This window comes from Acinetobacter sp. AND/436 (assembly GCF_049546925.1).
GTDB lineage: Bacteria > Pseudomonadota > Gammaproteobacteria > Pseudomonadales > Moraxellaceae > Acinetobacter > Acinetobacter indicus.
This window is the reverse complement of record NZ_JBMXBO010000020.1, coordinates 15,227-37,547: the sequence shown is the minus strand read 5'-3', so window position 1 is coordinate 37,547 and position 22,321 is coordinate 15,227. Positions and strand designations below refer to the sequence as shown.

Genomic DNA, 22,321 nt, shown 5'->3' with positions numbered 1-22,321 from the left:
ATAGGACAATTTCTTACACACGCAAGTGCTTTTAGCATCTTGTTTTATCGAGTGTTTCTTTTTTATGCACCAATATGGAGCATTTTTACCCGATCTTTGAAATAAACTTCTAATTTTAAAGCAGAAATATTTAATTTATATTTCTGCTTTTTATTTTCGTTAATTTTTTGCCGTTGCCGGTTTTATCTTCACACTCAGGATTTTCACCGGTTGAGCCGGAACATTCTGGTGCACACCAACATTGTGGGTCGGTACTTTGGCAATTTTATCGACCACATCCATCCCCTTGGTAACACGGCCAAACACAGCATAGCCAGCATTACGTGGACTTTTATTCAGGAAGTCGTTATCGACCAGATTAATAAAAAACTGGCTTTTGGCTGAATCAGGATGATTGGTTCGTGCCATCGCCAAAGTACCACGCTGATTGCTCAGGCCATTATAGGATTCATTTCTGACCGGTGGACGGGTATTTGGACGTTCCACCATGGCTGCATCCATACCGCCGCCCTGAATCATAAAGCCCGGAATGACGCGATGGAAAATGGTACCGGTATAAAAACTGCTACTGACATATTTTTCAAAATTGGCTGCTGACAACGGCGCTTTGTCGTTAAACAGTTCAATTTCAATATTGCCCATGGAAGTTTTCATTTCAATCATTGAATTGGCAGCCCATGCAGAGGCACTAAGGGCAAGGCTGGCGGCCATAAGAACGCTACGTTTTAACATTTCTTTACGAATCCGTGGTTTGATGTTTTGCTTCACTTATATTAATTGTTCAGTATGAAGAAAACATTAGCTGTTCCTTTCAAATCCTGAGAATAAGATGAATAACAATATCCAGAACCAGATTTTTGCGCATCCGCCTTGGCGCTTACACGGCGATGCTTTTATTTTGAATTATTGGCTGAACCCTTTTTTCCTGAAAACAGCCAAGCGTTTTCGGCTGGCCCCGTCTCCTTTAGGACGCATGGTCAATGTGATGCTGATCCGTTATCAGGATTCGCCAGTGGGTCCGTATGATGAACTGTTAATTATGGATCATCCTTTATTGTATAAACATCGCTTGTCGACCATCCCCAAGATTTATGTCTCGACTCAGGCCTCTTTAGTGCATGGCCAGCAGTTATGGGGCATTCCGAAAGAGCTGGCCGAATTTGAATGGCTGGAAAAAGAAGGTCGCACCTATTGTATTGTGCGTCATCAGCAGCAAGAGATGTCAATTTGCCTGGAGCGGCCGAAAAACAGCACCTCGTTTTATATCAATAGCCACCATATTCCGGCTTCATTTTTATCCATTCAGCAGGCCTGGCAAGGCCAGCGCTACCAGTTTAGTCCGAAGTTTCGCGGCCGTTTATCTAAACTCAAAACGGTGGAATGGCAAAATACCCAGGATATTTTTCCTGATTTTTCCCAGGCCCGACTATTACAAAGTTTTTATGTACCGGAGTTTGATCTGTTATTCCCCGAAGCGCAGATTAAAACCAAAACCGCTGTTCCACGTGAAACCAGAAAAAATCTGAGTCGACCTTTTTAAGTTACCCCTTTTAAAAGAAGCGTGGTCGATCCCAAAATTTTCTGAAATTCTTGCCCAGCTCGAGCGTGAGTTTTTTAGCACGGCGCGAAACCGGGGTTAAATTAATAAAACCATGGGTCTGGTCGGTATATTCCTTATATTGGACTTTGACCCCTTGCTGACGCAGCTTGTGCGCATAAATTTCCGCTTCATCGTGCAGCACATCATGCCCGGCCGTCACAATAAAGGTCGGCGGCAGTTTTCTTAAATTGCCGTAGGTTGGTGAAATCAGGGCATCATCCAGTGCCATATTGTGCTGTAACGCATAATACTCGGTGACGAAATCAATATCCTGCTCAGTCAGCACCAGACCATCTTTATAGGCAAAGAACGACGGATGACGGCTTTTAAAATCCACCACTGGATAAATCAGTAACTGGGCATGCGGTGCATAGGCGGTATTTTTACTACGCTGTGACACCACGGTAGCAATATTGGCACCAGCACTGTCACCCGCCACGGCAATACGGTTTTTCAGAATATTAAATTGACGGCGATGCTGATACACCCAAGCCAAAGCATCTTCACAGCACTGAATCAGCTGTGTCGGTGAAACCTCGGGGGTCAGTGGATAATCGACACTGACCACCTGCGCCTGAGCGGCATGCGCCAATAGCCGGCAAACTTCATCATGGGTATCGAGATTGCCCACCACAAAACCACCACCATGATAAAACACAATCAACGGCAGTTTTTTATGCGGTGCAGGATGATAATAACGGGCTGAAATGGTGCCACTTTGCAGGCTTAAACGTAAATCTTCGACCCGTTTGACATAGGTCGGCTGTTTACGGATCGCCTTCATCTGAGTATCAAAAGCCTGACGCGATTGCGCCGGATTTTCGCCAATAAAACCGATACGCCCCTGCTTGATTTGGGCCGCCATCATGCATTTAATGAGGGGATCAAGTTGCGGATACTGATAAGGATAGCCCAAGGCGCGCGCCAGTGATTCCTGCGCCACACACGGTAAATGATCGAGTGTTCGCACCACCGTACCCTGACTGTTATCAATGATTTTTTGCAGTTTCTGTTGATACGCACTCATCTATCATCTTCCTTTTTTATTCATTCTTCACATTTTCTACATGATCAGTAGTTTAGTGACTATTTCGTTATAGAAGTCCAGTCATCGACCTACATATTCAGAATTTATATACGCTAATCTTATTTCTATAAGGTGTCATTGACAATTTTGATGATACAGAGGGATTGATTTTGCTAATCCGGATAGAAAAAGGACGCTCACCATGTCTAGAAAACTCCTCTTGGTTTCCTGTGCGACCGTATTTTTAGCGGTCGGTTGTGTCGCGTTCCCTGAAGATGGCCACTACAATGGCCGCTATGATCACCGTTATGACCGGGATTACGACCGTAACTATGATTATCGCCGCATGACAGAACGTCAGCGTTGGGAATATGAACAACGTCAAAAACGCTTACAGCAACAACGCCAACGCGAAGCGCAGTGGGATCGACAAAAACGTGAACTGGAACGTAAACGTGCCGAACAAAGCCGTCAGCAGTTACAACGGGAACGCGAACGACGCGCCGAACTGAACCGTAAACGCCAGCAAGTCGAACGCAAACAGCAAGAGCAGCGTAAAAAACGGGTCGAAGAACAGCGTAAACGGATGGAAGAATATCGCAAACGGCAACGTGACCGTCGTGATTAATCCTGTATTTGACAGCGTACGATGCACAGTTTAAAAACCCGAAAACTGGCTTTCGGGTTTTTATTTTTGCCAGGTGCTTTGATTGAAAGCGCTGTAACAGAAAAATAACGACCTTCAATAATAATAGTGAAAATAGCATGACCTTCCCTGGCCTATTAGTTTGATCTCCCTGTTGAGAAGTTAAATTTTCCTCCCTGATTTAAATTGATAGTCCTGTTTCATTTGAAATAGACAGCGTTGAATTTAGGGCTGTGGCTGTGCCTCAACCGCCGGTGCTTCCGGCCCTGCTGGTGCAGCAGCGGCCGGGGCAGTGACTTCTGCAGCTACGCCCACTTCAGCCCCCGCTTCTACCGGCATGGTAGTCACCTGTACCGTTTCAGGTTGCTCCGGATTTTGTGCCACTTCTGGTGCCTGTGCCGTTTCATGACTGCTACAACCTACCACCGCCAGTCCAGCAAACAAGGCCACAGCCAATACACCCATTTTTTTCATCATTCGATCCTCATTCATTGAAAAATACAAAGTCCAACTTTGCGCTGGCTATACTTTCAAAATTTCAGCACTGGCTGGGCAGATAAAAAGTTAAATTTTTATATCCACCGGTACGAGTTATGCAGTTTTTTATAAACATGAAGATGCAGCTATTTTTACAGCCAATGGAAGGAATCAGCAGGATTAATCTGCTGTTTTTGTTATAGATTACAGCAATAAAAAAGAACGAAAGTGCAGAATTATTTTAGAGGAAGAAAACAGCGTGCTCTACACAACATACGGCTAGTTTTGCGAAAAGATAACAGTGTAAATGCGGCACTTTTAAATCTTGAGGGCAAAAAAAAGGCTTATCCAGAGGGCGGATAAGCCAGAAAACACATTTCAAGAAAATATCAAAAGAAACTACAGCGATAGAATCTGGGTGCAATCATACAAAGTTGACCTTGCCCTGTAAAATAGTATTTTTCACTCATTCTGATCGTTTTTATGTATAAAGAATAATCAACTTAAAAATTTTGTATAGAAAACTCAACAGCATCTACAGAATTTATCCGGACTTAAAATTAAAATCATTTTCCCATAAATTGGGGTTTCAGCCTCGTAGTATCTTCCTGCACCCTCCCTGCTAAAAAGATCAAAAATTAAAAGAATGTATGTTTTTTCAGCAAATTTCTGCAGATTTAATGACTGGCACCGCTTGAATTTTTATCCCCTGCCCCGACTTCTTTAATAATTACGAAATTCATCACTCATGGCAGTTCAGAATGAACCAGTCAATACTGATGCCAGAAGGACTGTACATGTTTAAGAACCCATTTAAACGGAGTAAATCAATGGCAACCGAGCACAACCAAGACGCTCAAGATCTGCAACAAGAGCAAGTAGAACAAGATACTACCCAAACTCAAGCTGAAACCGAGCAGGCAGACGTTTCCGTTGAGTCTTTACAAGAACAGATTGCGCAGCTCGAAGGCGATTTAAAACTTGAAAAAGCGCGTACCGCCAATGCAGTGTATGAAGCGCAAAAGAGTGTCGAGCGTATTCAGCGTGAATCTGAAAAGCATAAAGAAGCAGTGCTGGAGAAATTTGCCAAAGAACTGCTCGATAGCGTAGATAACCTGGAACGTGCTATTGCCGCAGCTGGCGAAGAAAAAACCCCGCTGTCTGAAGGGGTGGAACTGACGCTGAAATCACTGCTGACGACTTTAGAGAAATTCGGCATTGTGGCGGTAGATACCGCGAACGGTTTCAATGCAGATTTACATCAGGCGGTGGGCATTGATCCAACAGCCAAAGCCAACGAAATTGGCAACGTACTGCAAAAAGGTTATAGCTTAAATGGCCGTTTATTGCGTCCTGCAATGGTTATGGTCGGCGCTTAAGCCTCATAAATTCGGGAGTTGGTGAAATTTTTTCATATTTTTAACTTGAAAAAAATTGAACGGCTCTCATATCGGATAACAAGTGTAAAGCACAATAAAATTTTTGAGGAAACATCCAAATGGCTAAAATCATTGGTATTGACTTAGGTACAACCAACTCATGTGTTGCGGTACTTGAAGGCGATAAAGTTAAAGTAATTGAAAACGCTGAAGGCGCGCGTACAACTCCATCTATTATTGCGTATAAAGATGGCGAAATCCTGGTCGGTCAGTCTGCGAAACGTCAAGCAGTAACTAACCCGAAAAACACATTGTTCGCAATCAAACGTCTGATCGGTCGTCGTTATGAAGACCAAGCGGTACAAAAAGATATCGGTCTGGTGCCATACAAAATCATCAAAGCAGACAATGGTGATGCTTGGGTTGAAGTTAACGACAAAAAATTAGCACCACAGCAAATCTCTGCAGAAGTTCTGAAAAAAATGAAGAAAACTGCGGAAGATTACCTCGGTGAAACTGTTACTGAAGCAGTTGTAACCGTTCCTGCATACTTCAACGATGCACAGCGTCAAGCGACTAAAGATGCCGGTAAAATTGCTGGTTTAGACGTTAAACGTATCATCAACGAACCTACTGCTGCGGCGTTAGCGTTCGGTATGGACAAGAAAGAAGGCGACCGTAAAGTTGCAGTCTATGACTTGGGTGGTGGTACTTTCGACGTATCCATCATTGAAATTGCGGATCTTGATGGCGACCAGCAAATCGAAGTATTGTCGACTAACGGTGATACATTCCTGGGTGGTGAAGACTTCGATAACGCACTGATCGATTACCTGGTTGAAGAGTTCAAGAAAGAACAAAACGTCAACCTGAAAAACGATCCACTGGCGTTACAACGTTTGAAAGAAGCGGCTGAAAAAGCAAAAATCGAGCTTTCTTCTTCAAATGCAACTGAAATCAACCTACCATACATCACGGCTGATGCGACTGGTCCTAAACATTTGGTGATCAACGTAACACGTGCGAAATTAGAAGGTTTGGTTGCTGACCTAGTTGCGCGTACCATCGAACCTTGCCGTATTGCACTGAAAGATGCAGGTCTTTCGACTTCTGACATCTCTGACGTGATTTTGGTGGGTGGTCAATCTCGTATGCCACTTGTACAACAAAAAGTACAAGAGTTCTTCGGTAAAGAGCCACGTAAAGACGTGAACCCTGACGAAGCTGTGGCAATGGGTGCTGCAATCCAAGGTGCTGTACTTTCGGGTGACAAGAACGACGTTCTTTTACTTGACGTAACACCGCTTACACTTGGTATTGAAACAATGGGCGGTGTGTTAACGCCAATCATCGAGAAAAACACCACAATCCCTGCGAAAAAATCACAAGTGTTCTCTACAGCGGCAGATAACCAACCTGCAGTAGACATTTCAGTTTACCAAGGTGAACGTAAAATGGCTCAACAAAACAAATTGTTGGGTAACTTCCAGTTGGGTGATATCCCACCTGCACCACGTGGTGTGCCACAAATTGAAGTATCGTTCGACATCAACGCCGATGGTATCTTGAAAGTGTCTGCGAAAGACAAGAGCACGGGTAAAGAGCAATCGATCCAGATTAAAGCAAACTCAGGTTTGTCTGATGCTGAAATCGAAGCGATGATCAAAGACGCTGAAGCGAATGCTGAAGAAGACCGTAAGTTTGAAGAACTGGCAAAAGCACGTAACGAAGCAGATGCCCTAGTTTCTTCTGCTCAAAAAGCAGTAAAAGATCTTGGCGAACAAGTGACTGCTGATGAAAAAACTGCGGTAGAAACAGCAGTTTCAGAACTTGAAGCAGCAACCAAAGAAAATGACGTTGACGCGATCAAAGCGAAAACTGAAGCACTGCAAAACATCATCATGCCAATTACGCAACGTGCATATGAAGCAGCTCAAGGCCAAGGCGCTGCGCAAGGTTTTGACCCGAATGCCTTCGGTGGTGATGCTGGCCAACAGCAAAAAGCGGACGATGGCGTTGTAGATGCTGAATTCACTGAAGTGAAAGATGACAAAAAGTAATTTGTCACTTTAAACAAAAAGACCGCGCGTAAGCGCGGTTTTTTTATATCTGCTTGAAAGCAAAAAAGACTTGTTTCCACCCTGCGGCTTTTTTAAGCTAGTTAGGCGCCCCCATCTGGCCTACTCTGCTTGACCGTTTTCCCTGTTATATAAAGGAAAGAAAATCGGTCAATCACAGATGCGGATGTGCAGTTAATTGCCCCCTCTCTACAGGAAACCCAATCTGCGTGATGCGTCCCTTAATCCTGATTGTGTTACTGCTGTTTGCCGCCATGCTGTGGTATCAGAACCAGCAACATCCGCAGCTGCAGCACAACAGCCTGCTGACCCGGATTCAGGCACCTTTGGATACCCGGCTGCGTTACCGGATTGCCGAAGTGGACCCGCGCTTTGGTTTAAGTCATGCCGAGGTAGTGCAACTGGCACAACAGGCCACACAAATCTGGACAGAGGGTACTGGTCAGGACTATTTTGTCTATGATTCACAAGCGCGACTGGCAATCCGCCTGATTTATGATGAACGCCAACATGAATCGGAACAGCGTCGCCTGCAGATGGGCCAGATTGAGCAACAGCAGCAGCACTGGGAACGCCAGCAGGCCCAAGTGCAGGCAGTCAAACAGCAGATTCAGCAACTGAACCAGCAGCTGGCTTTTAAAAATGCCCAGTTACAGCAACAGCTGAATGCCTATAACCAGCAGGTGCAGCAGCTGAACCAGCAAGGCGGTGCATCAGCCATACAGCGCAGCTCTTTAAACCTGCAGCGTCAGCAACTCGAACAGCAAACCGCCAGTTTACAGGCTGAAATTCAACAGTTTAATGTGCGTATTGCAGGCTTGAACCAACAGATCGATGCCCTCAACCAGCTGAATCAGTCAATTGATGCTTCGGTGCAGCAATTTAACCAGCGCTTTCAGCCGCGTTTATTTGATAAAGGCAGTTTTGATGGCAAAACTATTCTCATCTATGAGTTTCAGTCAGCCGCCGACCTGCGTTTAACCTTGGCACATGAATTCGGTCACGCCTTGGGATTGGGGCATACCCATGATCCACATGCCCTGATGCATCCTCTCATGCAAGAGCAAAATCTGGATCATTTTCAACTAACTGCCGCCGATTTGGCGCTTTTGCAGCAGCGTTAAATACATTTGATGCTTTTCATTACAAGTTAATCTAGAAAACCGGGGCTTTATCGCCAACAGCACTGCCCTCTCTGGCTATTTCATGTTATTGTGAAAGCCGCAATTTCAACAGGAATGTTTGTGGAGATTAATGTGAGTTACTACCATATTTTGATTGAAGTAAATGACCACATCAGCACGATTGAACAAACGCGTGATATTGAACTGTTTGATATCGTCGATATTCAACCGTATCTCTACTCTATTCTATTGCCGTATTTTAATGAGCAAATGATTGAACTCGAAGAAGAAAATGTCGAGTTTGAAGATATCCTGCATTTAGAAATCAAACAGACCCTGTTGCCGGTTAATCACCTGATTGAAGAAGAACAAAAACTGCTGCCAAGCGACACCGATGTCACCATTACGGCCTATGAGGTGTTTAACAACCGTGATTTGAGTCAGGATGTAACCACGGTGATTTTTGATATTTTAGAAGCCGTGAAGATTGATACCTCAGATATTGAATAAACATCAGGGCGCCATAAGGCGCCCTTTTTATTGCATATTTATTTATTGCAGCATCATCAGTTTGGCATTTTCATTACGAAAAGCGCGTAACACCTGCTGTCCGGCACGCCCGGTGGGACTTAAGCCCAGGCGGATCTGTTCCTGACGAATCGCCTGACGGGTTTTATCACCAATCAGGCCATCTACCGCACCAATATCATGGCCGCGATTTAATAAAAACTGCTGGATTTCACGACGTTCTGCGCGTGAAGTGCCCGGATCATCGGTAGGCCATGCCGTCACAAACGGGCCTTTGCCCTGTAAACGGTCGGATAAATGCGCAATGGCCAAGGCATAACTTTCCGCGGCGTTATAACTGTAAATGGCATCAAAGTTTTTAAACACCAGGAAAGCCGGGCCATTGCCGCCTGCCGGTGTCAGCAAACCGGCCTGACTGCTGCCTGAAAGATTGCCCTGAATCAAGGCACTGCCATCGGCTCGTACTAGCCCACGATTGACCCAGCTGCTTAAGGATTTTTTATTGCGGCGCCCTTCTCCACTGACCGACATGCCTGCGGGCAATTTCACTTCAAAGCCCCACGGTTGTCCGCTTTGCCAGCCACGTTTTTTCAGGAAATTGGCGGTTGATGCCAAGGCATCGGTGGTGCTTGATACCAGATCACGGCGGCCATCACCATCAAAATCCACTGCCAGTTCTTCATAGGTCGATGGCATAAACTGGGTATGACCAAATGCCCCGGCCCATGAGCCTCTGAGCTGATCTTCACGCACATCACCGCGTTGTAAAATACGCATCGCGGCAAAGAATTCGCCGCGGAAATAACTCTGACGACGGCCTTCGCAGCTTAAAGTACCTAAAGCCTGCAATAACGGATAACGGCCAGAAATATCACCAAAATTACTTTCTACGCCCCACACCGCGACCACGGTTTCTGGCGGTACCCCATAAGCTGCTGCAACCCGGTTCAGCACCTCACGGTGCTCGGCCAGTTTTTGCTGGCCCAGTTGTACGCGTTCTTCATCGACCAGACCAGACAGATAATCCCAGATTGGCGTCGAAAATTCCGGCTGATAATTCAGGCGTTCAATCACGGAATAATCTGGCGTTAAATTTTGGGTATAGCGGTCATAAGTACTGCCACTGACGCCCTTGGCCATAGCCTGGCCGCGTAAATTGGCCAGACAGACCTGGAAATTATTTTGAGGCTGGATGGTACTTGGCACCGGCGCCGTAGTGGTGACCGGCTGACCATTAATAATCAGTTCTGCATGTAGCTGAGATGCAGCCAATGCCAAAGATCCGAAAACAAAAGCAAAGCGATGCATACTATCCCTTATGTCATTTGAATTTAAAACTGGTTTTACCATAACAGCTGGGCCATAAAATGACAGGGTAAAAACGTAAATTTAAATTTATTTTGCTTCATTTTAAATTCATATTTCAGTTTTGAATTTAAAAAATTTTATCCACAGGTCTAATTTTAGGTATTTTTAAATTCAAATCTAGGTTTTCTTATTTTTTAAATTTAAATTCATTCTTTTAAATTCATTTTTTCAGACTTCAGCCAGTAAAAGTTATCCACACCCACAAAACAACACGAGTTTTAAATTTAAATCATCATTTTTAAATTTATTTCAGCAAAACTTATCCACAAAAACCCATCCACCGGACCGTAAATCTGTACTTTTTAAATTTAAATTGCAGTTTTTGAATTTATTTCGCAGGTTTTAAATTCAAATTTTAAACTACAACCGGATTTGAATTCATATTTTTGAATTTAAAGTTCAGCGGATATTTTAAATTCAAACTGCATGTTCAGATTTAAATTCAAAATAAAATCTATGTTTGAATTCATTTTTAATTTTTTCAGATGCTCTGTATTTGTGTTTGTTTTTTAGACATTTATAGTTATAAAAGATCTGGACTGAAGCAATCAAGCCTGTTGTTGAACCAGCCGACCAATGGCGGCTGGCGAAAAAAGAGCGCAATCTTGCCCGAATTTCTGGCATAAAAAAAGCGGCCCGCTGAGGGACCGCTGTTTTCATAAACGAATCTGCAGTTAAATGCTCATATCTTCACTCAAGGCCAGCGGATTTGGCAGAATTTTCGCCAGCTGACGGCAGAGTGACGTCAGTTCACGGCTGTCGTTTGGCATTAAGGTAATATGCCCAATTTTACGACCTTCGCGTTCGGTTTTATTGTACAAATGCAGATGTGCACCATTTAACGCCAACACATCTTCCGACTTTGGATGCTGACCAATAATATTCACCATCACTGTCGGGCGTACCACCTCAGTCGAACCGAGCGGCAAACCAGCCACTGCACGGACATGGTTTTCAAACTGTGAACAGACCGCACCTTCAATCGACCAGTGCCCTGAATTATGCACGCGTGGTGCCATTTCATTGGCATACAGGCCTTTTTCAGTGACAAATAGTTCTAGTGTCAACACACCAACATAGTTCAGATGATTCAGCAAACGTGTAATATAGTCTTGCGCCACCGGTTGCAAGTCAGTGCTGTTCGGTGCCGGTACAATCGAGTGCGACAAAATCCCGTGATGGTGATGGTTTTCAGCCAATGGCCAGGTTTTCACATCGCCATTTTGGCCACGTACCGCAATAATTGATACTTCACGCGAGAAGGTGACAAAACTTTCTGCAATCAGCAAGCCGGCAGGGCCGAGTTCTGCCCAGGCCTGATCAATCTGATCAGCACTACGCAGCACAAACTGGCCTTTACCATCATAACCGCCAGTCGCGGTTTTCAGTACAATCGGCAGACCTAATTCAGCCACCGCCGCCTGTAAACTGTCCAGCGAATCAACCGCCTTATACGGCGCCACCGGAATCTGCAGCGCATCAAATAGGGCTTTTTCCTGCAAACGGTTTTGCGCAATCGCCAGCGCCTGACGCGGCGGATGCAACGCTTTACTTTGGGTCAAGACATCGACATCAGCCAGCGGGGTATTTTCAAATTCCAGGCTAAATACATCTGCACTCTGGATAAAATCCTGCAAACCGTGTTCAGCTGCGTTTGAATAGACCGTACCTAAAGCCGCAGAAGGGCAATCTGCACTGGCTTCAAAGAAAGTACATTGAATATTGAGTGGTAACGCGGCTTGCGCCATCATACGGCCAAGCTGCCCACCACCAAAAATACCAATGGTTTTATTCATAAGGAATGTCCCGTATTACGCCTGACCCGGAATATTGTTGCTGGCCACTTTATCGGTTTGCGCTGCACGGAAATCAGCGACATTTTTCGCAATCTCTGGACGCGTTAAACCCAGAATCTGGGCAGCCATAATGGCAGCATTGGTGGCACCGGCCGGACCAATTGCCAAGGTACCCACCGCAATTCCGGCCGGCATTTGTACAATCGACAGCAGTGAATCGACACCATTTAAAATAGAAGATTTAACCGGCACACCCAGCACTGGAAGATCAGTCTTGGCTGCGCACATGCCCGGTAAATGGGCAGCGCCACCCGCACCGGCAATAATCACCTGAATACCACGATCACGCGCAGTTTCGGCATATTCGAATAAACGGTCTGGGGTACGGTGCGCAGAAACCACTTCCGCTTCAAATGGGACACCAAGCTGCTTGAGCATATTGGCAGTGTGTTCGAGAGTTGCCCAATCAGATTGAGAACCCATAATAATTCCAACGAGAGGAGCGTCTTGTGCTGCGGCCGCATTCATTGCTAATGTTCCAGAGACTAAGTGAAAAAAGATAAATCTCGACGAGAGCCAAGCTTTAATGAATAAGCTCCGTATTATAGACTGAAAAACCGGCTGGCTAAAGTTCAGCGCAAGAATAAAGATTAAAATTATCTGTTTGTAAAACTGAAGAAAATACAATGATGGCAATAGGCCAAAAATACAAAAAGAGGACATACAGCGGTGAAAAAAACGCTATAACTATCAAGATAAAGCTTTTTGTAATGAATAACTTAAGATTAGATTAAAGATATTTTCAGGGCAGTTTCCATGTGGTTCAAACTTAAAATCTGGCTACAAAACCCTTCAGAAAACTTATGGCTGATGCCGGCGCTGGGTGCCATCTTTGCGACATTTTTTTCATTATTTGCCATCGCCAGCCAGTATTTTATTCCGGCCAGTACGGTACCGAATATCAGCATCGACACCTTGGGCAGCTTGCTGGATATTATTGCATCCAGCATGCTGGCAGTGACGACCTTCTCATTGTCGATTATGGTGGCAGCTTTTGCTTCGGCTTCAAGCAGCGGCACACCACGTGCCTATAGCTTGATGATGAGCGATGACAACACCCGGCTGGCCATTTCCAGTTTTATTTCCGCTTTTATTTATGCAGTGATTGCCAAAATTGCCCTGGGGCTGGAGTACTACGGTCCATCCGGACGTTTTGTGCTGTTTATCAGTACCATTCTGGTGCTGATGTACCTGATTTATACCCTGATTCACTGGGTACAAACCCTGTCCAAACTCGGCAATTTAACCACCACCATCGACAAGATTGAAACTGCGGCCAAAAAGGCCTTGGGCCAGTTCCGGCATCAACCGGACTTGGGGGCAACAGGGCAGAAGCCTGCTTTTGCGCCCAGCTTTTGCGTCTATAGCAGCACAACCGGTTATTTTAACCATGTCGATCTGGCCGGACTGGAGCAGATTGCCGCGCAGCAGCAACTGCATTTACATCTGCCATCTATGCCGGGCAAATTTTTAGATCCGATGACGGCGCTGGTCGAAGTCTATAGCCCGCAGGCGCTGTCCGAAGAACAGCAACAGCAGATCCGCAATCAGATTCTGCAGCATCTGATTATTGAAACCAATCGCAGTTTTCTGCAGGATCCGCGTTTTTGTCTGCTGGTGATGAGTGAGGTCGGGCAAAAAGCCATGTCGAGTGCAATTAATGATGTCGGTTCTGGCATTAGCGCGCTGAATGCGCTGACCCGGATTCTAATTGACAGTCATCCGGACCCGGAGGCAACACGCTGTGATTGTCCGCATCTCAGTATTGAGTGCTTTGATCTGCAAGACCTGATTTATGGCAGCTTTATGCCGCTGGCCCGCGATTGTGCCCAGAATCTGGAGTTAAATCAGCGCCTGCTGAAATGCCTGTCGATGATTGCGCAGAATGTGCCGGAACCGGAACTCAGACAGGCGGCCACGCAGATGGCGATGCAGGTGCTACAACGCTGTTTACATCACTTTGATTTCGCACCAGAACGGGCGCTGATTCAAGCGGATTTCGCCGCGCTTTTTCCGCATCTGCCACAGCCTGAATAAGACTTAACTGCTGCGAAAAACGAAGTAAACACAACCGAGCAGGCATAAACCGGCCCAGAGATAATCCAGTTTAAACGGCTGCTTGAACAGATACAGCATAAACGGCACAAAGACCAGCAGGGTCACCACTTCCTGGGTAATTTTCATTTGCCCAAGTGACCAGCCATGCTGGGCCAGCAAGCGCGTGGCCGGAATCATAAAGGCGTATTCGAGCAGGGCAATCATCCAGCCAAACAAAATGGCCTGCCACAGCGGTGCGCCATGCAAAAATTTCAGATGTCCATACCAGGCCAAAGTCATAAAACAGTTGGAAATAATTAACAGCAGTAAAGGGAAGGACATAGGCGGCAGCATCCAGAAAACATCAGCCTATTGTACGGTTTCAGGCTAAAAAAGCAGTGTGGCCATGTGGATTTTTTTCACGGTCAGCATCCACCTGGAAAATGCCTAATTTTTTCGGATTCCAGTCAACGAATCCCTACAAGAATGACTATCTTTTCCGAAACAGCCTTGCTATCGTTGCTGACAATTCAATACATCATGACCAGGCCATCAACAAGAATGGTACGGTCCTACACGCAGTGGAGTAACAGCGGATGCATCTGCATATTTTGGGTATTTGTGGCACTTTTATGGGCTCTCTGGCCTTGTTGGCGCGTGACCTGGGTCATACCGTGACCGGTTCCGACCAAAATGTTTATCCGCCGATGTCGACCCAACTGGAAAATGCAGGCATTACCTTAATGCAGGGCTATGACCGCAGCCATTTACAGCCGCATCCGGACTTGGTGATTGTCGGTAATGCCATGAAACGTGGTATTGATGCGGTGGAATATATGCTCAATGCCGGTCTACCATATGTTTCAGGTCCACAATTCCTGGCCGATCATGTGCTGCAAGGCAAGCATGTTCTGGGCGTGGCCGGCACCCATGGTAAAACCACCACCACCACCATGCTGGCCTGGGTGCTGGATCAGGCCGGTCTGGAACCGGGCTTTTTGATTGGCGGCGTTCCGCTTGGCTTTAAAGAAAGCGCGCGTTTAGGTGGTGGCAAATACTTCTGTGTCGAAGCCGATGAATACGATTCTGCTTTCTTCGACAAGCGCTCCAAGTTCGTACATTACCATCCGAAAACTGCCATTTTAAATAACCTGGAATTTGACCATGCCGATATCTTTGATGATCTGGCGGCAATTCAAAAACAGTTCCATCATCTGGTACGTACCATTCCAAGTGAAGGCTGCATTATTGCACCGGTTACCGAAACCCATATTGATGAAGTGCTGGAAATGGGCTGCTGGACACCGGTGGTCCGCACCTCACTGACTGCACATGCCCAGGCCGCGCTATCTGCCGAGCAGTTACAGGCCGATGGCTCACATTTTAAAGTGCTGCAAGATGGTGTGGTTCAGGGCGAAGTCTGCTGGAACATGACCGGCCAGCATTCAGTGGCCAATGCCCTGGCAACCATTGCCGCGGCGGCGCATGTTGGTGTATCGATTGAAACGGCCTGTGCGGCCTTGTCCAATTTCGGCGGGGTAAAACGCCGTATGGAACTGCTCGATACCGTACGCGGCATTGAGGTCTATGATGACTTTGCCCATCATCCGACGGCAATTGACACCACCCTGGAAGGCGCGCGCAAACGTTTAGGTGAACGTAAACTGTGGGCGATTATTGAGCCTCGTTCCAATACCATGCGTATGGGCAGCCATAAAGATGGACTGGCACATTCAGCGCGTCTGGCCGATGAAGTAATCTGGTATCAACCAGAAGGACTGGACTGGGATTTACAACCGGTGGTGGCTGCGGCACCAAACAAGGCCAAAATTGCCCGGACGCTGGATGACATTATTCATACCGTCAGCCAGGAAGCAGGCGAGGGCGATGCGGTGGTGATCATGTCCAATGGCGGTTTTGGTGGTCTGCACCAGAAATTATTAAGCGCATTAAAATCGGCTTAAGCACGTTTATTGACCTGAAACATCATTCAACGGGGCTGTAGTTAGAATACTGCAGCCCTGTTTTATTGTCATACAATTCAATAGATTAAAATAAATATACAAATATATGAATAAAAACGGTTTTTTAGAGATGAACTTGTCATCAACTCCTGTTAAGTTAGAACGATCACATCCTGCGCCATAACGGTTCCTGATGAGGTGAAAAGGCGCAGGCTGTCCCACAATAAGCACAACAAGAGGATGACCACCATGTCCCAGACAATGCAAGCCATGGTTTATCATGGCGCCAATGATATCCGTTTTGAACAGCGTCCACGTCCCCAGATTCTGCAACCCACTGATGCCATCATCCGCGTGACCAAGTCAACGATTTGCGGTACCGACCTTGGTATCTGGAAAGGCAAAAACCCGGAAATTGAAAGCACCGCAATCGAAAAAACCGGCCAGTTTGATGGCCGTATTCTCGGCCATGAAGGCATCGGGATTGTTGAAGAGGTCGGTACGGCAGTCAAAAATTTCAAACCGGGCGACCGGGTGATTATTTCCTGCGTCAGCCGCTGCGGTACCTGTGAAAACTGCCAGAAACAGCTCTATGCACACTGCCGCAATGAAGGCGGCTGGATCATGGGTTATATGATTGACGGCACCCATGCCGAATATGTACGCACCCCATTTGCTGATACCTCGCTGTATCCGCTGCCAGAAGGACTGAATGAAGAGGTCGCGGTATTTTTATCAGATGTGTTGCCGACTTCGCATGAAATTGGCGTGCAATATGGCAATGTCAAACCCGGCGATACCATTGCCATTATTGGTACCGGCCCGATTGGGATGGGCTGTCTGCTGACTGCACAATTCTATTCACCGGCGCAAATTATTGCGGTAGATATGGATGATAACCGGCTGGCCATGGCCAAGGAACTTGGCGCGACCCACACCATTAACTCGGCCAAAGAAGATGCCATTCAGCGTATTCTGGAAATTACCGATGGCCGCGGGGTCGATTGCGCCATGGAAGCCGTGGGGGTAGAAGCCACCTGGAATATTTGCCAGCATATCGTCAAAGAGGGCGGTCATCTGGCCAACGTCGGAGTACACGGCAAATCGGTGAATTTCGAGTTAAATAAACTCTGGATTAAAAACCTGACCATTACCACCGGTCTGGTCAATGCCAATACCACCGGCATGCTGCTCAAAAGCTGCTGTGCCGGCAAGCTGCCGATGGAACGTCTGGCCACCCATCATTTTAAATTTGACCAGTTTGAAAAGGCTTATGAGGTATTTAAACACGCCTCAGATGAAAAAGCCCTGAAAGTGATCATTGATTACAGCTAAGGTCTTTATCGGCAATCAAAAACCACGAGTTCATGCTCGTGGTTTTTATATATTGGCTGACCCTCCAAAGTCGGCGGCGGGTTCAAGTGCCAGATTTAAGCGGCGACATCGGCCAGGCTGGGCTCGCGTCGAAACATGACTTCAACATAAGAACAGACCGGTACAATCTTGAGCTGTTTTTCCCGGGCAAACTCGACCAGTACATCCAGTAATTGACGAGCAATGCCTTGGCCACGCAATGAATCATCTACCCAAGTATGGTCGGCGACAATTTTATGTGCGTCCTGCCATTGATAGGTGATTTCGGCAATCCGCTGTCCATCCCGTTCAATAAAAAATGCACCGCCACGTTTTGCCTCTTGATGTTGAATATCCATTGCTGTCCTGCCTTAAAGTTTATGTGTCACCTGATGAATTAGGGTTGAAGTACATCCTGAATAGATGGGTCTTTTTCAAAAGCCGCTTTGGCATAAGGGCAGAGCGGTATAATCTTGGTCTGCTGTTCGCGGGCATAATTGACCGCAGCTTCAACTAAGTGACGTCCCACGCCCTGACCACGTAACTGTTCACTGACCGAGGTATGGTCAATAATGATTTTATCTTCGCCAGCGCGTGAATAGGTCATCTCTGCCAGACGCTCGCCATTGGCTTCAACAAAAAAGGCCCCTTTGCTGTCATTGTTTTCGTGTTGCACCATCATTTTTATCATATCCTCCCATCTGAATTTTGAGTATCTGCTTTCTGTAGAAAAAAATATAGCATCTGATCTGTAATCTAACATTTTCACTGCATGTTGAAACAATTGCATACAGTCGCTTTTTTCTTGACGAGGAATACACTGTAGCACGCGCTCATTTACATTCGGCCATTTGCACTTTACTTAAAAATATGCAATTCTCTGTCGACTTTGGGGCATTCCCCCAACACAGAATTGTTGAACAAGGGGAGTAGCCTCCTCCAAGCGTTAAAAGCCAGATGAAACTCACTGGTTTTAACGTGTCAGACTATCGTCATTACACTTTGCAAAAAGTCGGTATCTGAGCATTGAATCTGCACAGGCAGGGCAATGTAGGCAAGACCTTGATCACGTTGTTATGGATGTTTTTATTTCATCTGGCAACGGGTCAAGGTTTTTTATGGCCAATTGTCGGATGTGGAGATTGTATGGAATCTATCGGCAATATCTGGCTGTATCTGGCCTTTTTTGCGATTGTTATGGTCATGCTCGCCATCGACTTTCTGGGCTTTAAACAAAAAGAAGGCCAGACCGTCCAGGTGCGTACCGCCGCTTACTGGAGTATCGCCTGGGTCAGCGTGGCCATGCTGTTTGGTGGTGGCCTATGGCTGTATCTGAATCAGACTGCCGGACTGGATGTCGCCAATACCAAGGTGATGGAATATCTGGCCGGTTATTTACTGGAAAAATCACTGGCCATTGATAACGTCTTTGTCTGGCTGATGATTTTTGCTGCCTTTGCCATTCCACCAGCGTTACAACGTAAAATCCTGCTGTATGGCGTTTTGGGCGCTATTGTGCTGCGTACCATCTTTATTTTTATTGGCGCCTGGTTTGTGCAGGAATTCTCCTGGATTCTGTATCTGTTCGGTGCCTTCCTGGTCTATACCGGCTTTAAATTCCTGCGTGGACAGGACGATGAAGACAGCAATATCGAAGATATGGCGATCCTGAAATGGTTACGCAAACATATGCGGATTACCCCACAGCTGGAAGGCAGCCGCTTCTTTGTACGTAAAGAGGGCTTACTCTGGGCCACGCCACTCTTTCTGGTGCTGATTCTGGTTGAAGCCTCCGATGTGATTTTTGCGGTGGATTCAATTCCTGCGATTTTTGCTGTGACCAGTGATCCCTTTATTGTCTTGACCGCCAACCTGATGGCGATTTTAGGCTTACGCGCCATGTTCTTCCTGCTGGCCGGTGCAGCCACCAAAATGCATTATCTGCCGTATGGGCTGGGAATTATTCTGGTGTTCATTGGCTTCAAGATGCTGATGCTGGATGTGTTCCATATGCCAATCTGGATTTCCCTAAGCTTTATTGTGATTGTGCTGGCAATTACTGCCTGGCTGTCGATTCGCCACAGTCGCAAGCATCATGAAACCACGCTCTAAAGTGGCCTGATTGATCAAAAAGCCCGTTGCATACGGGCTTTTTTTATTTTCCATATTCAGGGATTACTCTTAAATATCAGCGTATAAGTACTCGATTTAACTGAATATTTTAGAGTTGACCCAGTGGACATCTTGTATTTCACCCAAACTGGCAACAGTTTTGCATGACACCCAATGTCTGTGACGGAATATTGGATTTTCCATACAGGGCAGCGCTTTTCAGCTACAATCAACCGAAAAAATTAAACAAGTGCAGGTTTTTCATGTCTTCTGTCATTGCAACGACGGCAATTCGCGGCCGCTTCCTCGATATTCAGAATACAGTTGCCCAAGCGCGTGATATTCACGACCAAATGCGCTATGTAGAAGATGGTTTATTAATTACCCAACACGGGAAAATTCACTGGTTTGGTCCCTGGGAAGAGGGGCAGGCGTATATTCCGGCCGGTGTTTCGGTGCAGCATTATCCCGATCAGCTGATTATACCCGGCTTCATTGATACCCATATTCATTTCCCACAAACCGAAATGGTGGGCGCCTATGGCACCCAGCTGCTGGAATGGCTGAATACCTATACCTTTCCAACCGAAATACAGTTTGCCGATAAAAGTTATGCCGACAAGATTGCTGCATTTTTTGTGCAGGAACTGCTGAAAAATGGCACCACCACGGCACTGGTGTTCTGTACCGTGCATCCTGAATCTGTCGATGCCGTGTTTGAAGCCGCAGAACAGCACCAGATGCGTCTGATTGCCGGTAAAGTGCTGATGGACCGTCATGCACCCGAGGAACTCTGTGACACACCAGAACGCGCCTATCAGGAATCTCAAGCACTGATTGAAAAGTGGCATGGCAAAGGCCGTAATTTATATGCGATTACCCCGCGTTTTGCGCCGACCTCAACGCCGGCACAACTGGAAAAAGCGCAGCAGCTGAAAGCTGAATATCCGGATGTGTATTTACATACCCATTTAAGTGAAAACAAAAATGAAATTGCCTGGGTCAAAAGCCTGTTCCCGGAGCAAAAAGGCTATTTAGATGTCTATCATCATTATGGGCTGACCGGTTCACGTTCGGTATTTGCGCATTGTGTGCATCTGGAAGAGCAGGAGTGGGACTGTATGCACCAGACCGATTCCGCGATTGCCTTTTGTCCGACCTCCAACCTGTTCCTGGGCAGTGGCCTGTTCCCGATTCATCAGACCTGGCAGAAACAGGTCAAAATGGGCCTGGGCACCGACATCGGGGCAGGGACCTCGTTTAGCCAGCTGCGCACCATTAGCGAAGCCTATAAAGTCCAGCAGCTACTTGAGCAAAACCTGTCGGCCTATGAAGCGCTGTATCATGCCACTTTAGGCGGTGCCAAAGCACTGGATCTGGATGACAAGCTCGGCAATTTCAATATCGGTAAAGAAGCGGACTTTATTGTGCTGGATTTAAACGCCACCGCCTTGCAGACCCTGCGCCAGCAGCACAGCAAAGGCCTGGAAGACAGCCTGTTTGCGCTCATGACCATGGGCGATGAACGTAATATTCAGGCCACCTATATTTATGGACAATGTGCCTATATCCGCGACTAAACCTATACGCCGGGCGCAACCGAAATGGCGGGTGGCGCTCACGCTGATTGGTCTGGCCTTATTGCTGAAAAGAGACCACCCGGTCAAAAATGCTGTTTTTTTAGACAGCAAAGAGGATGCATCTGACCGCAAGATGTATTAAAATTAAGGCATATTTTGGGGTGTTGCAGGTCAACACCTTTTTTATTTTTTGCTCTTTTAGGGATCTACCCATGACCGTTGATATGAAAGTATTGATTTCTGCTGAAGAAATTCATGCGAAAGTTCAAGAACTTGGTAAACAGATTAATGCGCACTACGCCAACAGTGACAAGGAACTGGTGTTAATCGGTTTACTGCGTGGTTCTGTGCTGTTTATGGCCGATTTATGCCGGACCATTGAAAAACCGCATGAACTGGACTTTATGACCGTTTCAAGTTATGGCGGCAGTACTGTGTCTTCGCGTGATGTAAAAATCCTGAAAGACCTCGACGGCGAAATTCGTGGCAAAGATGTGCTGGTGGTAGAAGATATTATCGACTCTGGCAATACCCTGAGCAAAGTACTGGAAATTCTACAAACCCGTGAACCAAATTCGATTGAGCTGTGTACCTTGGTCAGCAAACCGTCACGCCGTGAAATTGAACTGGAAGTTAAATTCCTGGGCTTTGAAGTAGAAGACAAATTTATTGTCGGTTATGGCCTCGACTATGACCAGAAATATCGCCATATCCCGTTTATTGGTGAAATCGGTCTGTAAGCAACCGCAAAAGAAAGTGGCGTTCAGCCACTTTTTTTACGACAAAGCGGACAAAAAAACTACAATCTGTAGCAGGACTCTACTGTTTGTCCTCTCAAAAATCCTGAAAAATAAATCAAATAGCAACAACTCAACTTGATAAACCATAACAAGAAGGAGACAGGAGATGTGGACACTTATTGTGGCTATCGTGATTGGTTTTATTGCAGGTCTTATCGCCCGTGCCATCCATCCAGGTGATGATAAAGCAGGCTTTATTATGACCACCTTACTCGGGATCGCCGGTTCACTGTTGGCCACTTACGGCGGTCGCTTCCTCGGTCTGTATGATGAAAACTCAGCTGCCGGCTTTATTGCCTCGGTGATTGGTGCGCTGATCATTCTGTTTATCTATAACATGATTTCCAAACGCTCACATCGCGTTTAAATCAATAAAAAAGCACCGTTCATTC

General features: G+C 46.2%; 23 protein-coding genes. 13 read left to right on the top strand and 10 right to left on the bottom strand.

Annotation, left to right across the window (positions count from 1 at the left end; all coding sequences use genetic code 11):
* Positions 1-159 precede the first annotated feature (159 nt).
* A complete protein-coding gene (locus ACPEPR_RS12925) occupies positions 160-732 on the bottom strand; it encodes a peptidylprolyl isomerase (RefSeq protein ID WP_423562517.1) in 573 nt (190 codons plus the stop codon).
* Between the two features lie 97 nt (positions 733-829).
* Here ACPEPR_RS12925 and ACPEPR_RS12920 point away from each other — a divergent pair, with 97 nt between their 5' ends.
* Positions 830-1,540 (top strand): acetoacetate decarboxylase family protein, encoded by a 711-nt coding sequence (locus ACPEPR_RS12920; RefSeq protein ID WP_160255809.1) that lies wholly within the window; start codon positions 830-832, stop codon positions 1,538-1,540.
* A 10-nt stretch (positions 1,541-1,550) separates the two neighbouring features.
* Here the strand turns inward: ACPEPR_RS12920 and ACPEPR_RS12915 are convergent, their stop codons facing one another.
* Complete coding sequence (locus tag ACPEPR_RS12915) at positions 1,551-2,627, bottom strand: di-butyl phthalate-hydrolyzing esterase (protein ID WP_005181046.1); 1,077 nt, start codon at positions 2,625-2,627, stop codon at positions 1,551-1,553.
* A gap of 202 nt (positions 2,628-2,829) precedes the next feature.
* On the opposite strand from ACPEPR_RS12915, the gene ACPEPR_RS12910 reads away from it, so the two are divergent.
* Positions 2,830-3,255, top strand: coding sequence for a hypothetical protein (locus ACPEPR_RS12910; RefSeq protein WP_005181048.1), 426 nt, complete (start codon positions 2,830-2,832; stop codon positions 3,253-3,255).
* Positions 3,256-3,498: 243 nt separating this feature from the next.
* On the opposite strand, the gene ACPEPR_RS12905 is transcribed toward ACPEPR_RS12910, so the two are convergent.
* The gene (locus ACPEPR_RS12905; protein ID WP_087662369.1) at positions 3,499-3,750 is read right to left on the bottom strand and encodes a hypothetical protein; all 252 of its coding nucleotides are present in this window, start codon (positions 3,748-3,750) and stop codon (positions 3,499-3,501) included.
* Between the two features lie 830 nt (positions 3,751-4,580).
* Here ACPEPR_RS12905 and grpE point away from each other — a divergent pair.
* The 4 genes from grpE to ACPEPR_RS12885 all read left to right on the top strand — a co-directional run bounded on the left by grpE (position 4,581) and on the right by ACPEPR_RS12885 (position 8,841).
* The gene (gene grpE, locus ACPEPR_RS12900) at positions 4,581-5,129 is read left to right on the top strand and encodes a nucleotide exchange factor GrpE (protein WP_005181051.1); all 549 of its coding nucleotides are present in this window, start codon (positions 4,581-4,583) and stop codon (positions 5,127-5,129) included.
* Between the two features lie 119 nt (positions 5,130-5,248).
* Entirely contained in the window at positions 5,249-7,189 is a 1,941-nt protein-coding gene (dnaK, locus tag ACPEPR_RS12895) for a molecular chaperone DnaK (RefSeq protein ID WP_168369891.1), read from the top strand.
* 230 nt (positions 7,190-7,419) lie between these two features.
* Positions 7,420-8,331 carry a matrixin family metalloprotease gene (locus tag ACPEPR_RS12890; RefSeq protein WP_160232204.1) on the top strand — a complete coding sequence of 304 codons (912 nt, stop codon included), beginning with the start codon at positions 7,420-7,422 and terminating at the stop codon, positions 8,329-8,331.
* A gap of 120 nt (positions 8,332-8,451) precedes the next feature.
* Entirely contained in the window at positions 8,452-8,841 is a 390-nt protein-coding gene (locus ACPEPR_RS12885) for a hypothetical protein (RefSeq protein WP_162182855.1), read from the top strand.
* Between the two features lie 42 nt (positions 8,842-8,883).
* On the opposite strand, the gene ACPEPR_RS12880 is transcribed toward ACPEPR_RS12885, so the two are convergent.
* The 4 genes from ACPEPR_RS12880 to purE all read right to left on the bottom strand — a co-directional run bounded on the left by ACPEPR_RS12880 (position 8,884) and on the right by purE (position 12,551).
* Positions 8,884-10,167: a lytic murein transglycosylase gene (locus tag ACPEPR_RS12880; protein WP_075168300.1), complete on the bottom strand. Its 1,284-nt coding sequence runs from the start codon at positions 10,165-10,167 to the stop codon at positions 8,884-8,886.
* Between the two features lie 477 nt (positions 10,168-10,644).
* Positions 10,645-10,887: a hypothetical protein gene (locus ACPEPR_RS12875; protein ID WP_423562516.1), complete on the bottom strand. Its 243-nt coding sequence runs from the start codon at positions 10,885-10,887 to the stop codon at positions 10,645-10,647.
* 14 nt (positions 10,888-10,901) lie between these two features.
* Positions 10,902-12,023: a 5-(carboxyamino)imidazole ribonucleotide synthase gene (locus ACPEPR_RS12870; RefSeq protein ID WP_104488335.1), complete on the bottom strand. Its 1,122-nt coding sequence runs from the start codon at positions 12,021-12,023 to the stop codon at positions 10,902-10,904.
* Between the two features lie 15 nt (positions 12,024-12,038).
* A complete protein-coding gene (purE, locus tag ACPEPR_RS12865) occupies positions 12,039-12,551 on the bottom strand; it encodes a 5-(carboxyamino)imidazole ribonucleotide mutase (RefSeq protein WP_005181065.1) in 513 nt (170 codons plus the stop codon).
* A gap of 288 nt (positions 12,552-12,839) precedes the next feature.
* Between purE and ACPEPR_RS12860 the strand changes: the two genes are divergently transcribed.
* Entirely contained in the window at positions 12,840-14,120 is a 1,281-nt protein-coding gene (locus ACPEPR_RS12860; protein WP_160243668.1) for a DUF2254 domain-containing protein, read from the top strand.
* A gap of 3 nt (positions 14,121-14,123) precedes the next feature.
* Here the strand turns inward: ACPEPR_RS12860 and ACPEPR_RS12855 are convergent, their stop codons facing one another.
* Positions 14,124-14,462 (bottom strand): DMT family protein, encoded by a 339-nt coding sequence (locus tag ACPEPR_RS12855; RefSeq protein ID WP_005181069.1) that lies wholly within the window; start codon positions 14,460-14,462, stop codon positions 14,124-14,126.
* 254 nt (positions 14,463-14,716) lie between these two features.
* Between ACPEPR_RS12855 and mpl the strand changes: the two genes are divergently transcribed.
* Positions 14,717-16,084: a UDP-N-acetylmuramate:L-alanyl-gamma-D-glutamyl-meso-diaminopimelate ligase gene (gene mpl, locus ACPEPR_RS12850; protein ID WP_005181071.1), complete on the top strand. Its 1,368-nt coding sequence runs from the start codon at positions 14,717-14,719 to the stop codon at positions 16,082-16,084.
* Positions 16,085-16,333: 249 nt separating this feature from the next.
* Positions 16,334-17,419 carry a zinc-dependent alcohol dehydrogenase family protein gene (locus tag ACPEPR_RS12845; RefSeq protein ID WP_104511528.1) on the top strand — a complete coding sequence of 362 codons (1,086 nt, stop codon included), beginning with the start codon at positions 16,334-16,336 and terminating at the stop codon, positions 17,417-17,419.
* A gap of 95 nt (positions 17,420-17,514) precedes the next feature.
* On the opposite strand, the gene ACPEPR_RS12840 is transcribed toward ACPEPR_RS12845, so the two are convergent.
* Both ACPEPR_RS12840 and ACPEPR_RS12835 read right to left on the bottom strand, forming a co-directional pair.
* On the bottom strand, positions 17,515-17,796 hold the full coding sequence (locus tag ACPEPR_RS12840; protein ID WP_005181076.1) for a GNAT family N-acetyltransferase: 282 nt from the start codon (positions 17,794-17,796) through the stop codon (positions 17,515-17,517).
* 38 nt (positions 17,797-17,834) lie between these two features.
* The gene (locus tag ACPEPR_RS12835; protein WP_423562518.1) at positions 17,835-18,200 is read right to left on the bottom strand and encodes a GNAT family N-acetyltransferase; all 366 of its coding nucleotides are present in this window, start codon (positions 18,198-18,200) and stop codon (positions 17,835-17,837) included.
* Positions 18,201-18,583: 383 nt separating this feature from the next.
* On the opposite strand from ACPEPR_RS12835, the gene ACPEPR_RS12830 reads away from it, so the two are divergent.
* The 4 genes from ACPEPR_RS12830 to ACPEPR_RS12815 all read left to right on the top strand — a co-directional run bounded on the left by ACPEPR_RS12830 (position 18,584) and on the right by ACPEPR_RS12815 (position 22,296).
* Complete coding sequence (locus ACPEPR_RS12830; protein WP_163143371.1) at positions 18,584-19,549, top strand: TerC family protein; 966 nt, start codon at positions 18,584-18,586, stop codon at positions 19,547-19,549.
* Positions 19,550-19,812: 263 nt separating this feature from the next.
* On the top strand, positions 19,813-21,129 hold the full coding sequence (gene guaD, locus ACPEPR_RS12825; protein ID WP_423562515.1) for a guanine deaminase: 1,317 nt from the start codon (positions 19,813-19,815) through the stop codon (positions 21,127-21,129).
* A 212-nt stretch (positions 21,130-21,341) separates the two neighbouring features.
* A complete protein-coding gene (hpt, locus tag ACPEPR_RS12820; RefSeq protein WP_005181088.1) occupies positions 21,342-21,869 on the top strand; it encodes a hypoxanthine phosphoribosyltransferase in 528 nt (175 codons plus the stop codon).
* Between the two features lie 166 nt (positions 21,870-22,035).
* Positions 22,036-22,296 carry a GlsB/YeaQ/YmgE family stress response membrane protein gene (locus ACPEPR_RS12815; RefSeq protein WP_005181091.1) on the top strand — a complete coding sequence of 87 codons (261 nt, stop codon included), beginning with the start codon at positions 22,036-22,038 and terminating at the stop codon, positions 22,294-22,296.
* The last annotated feature ends 25 nt before the right edge of the window (positions 22,297-22,321 follow it).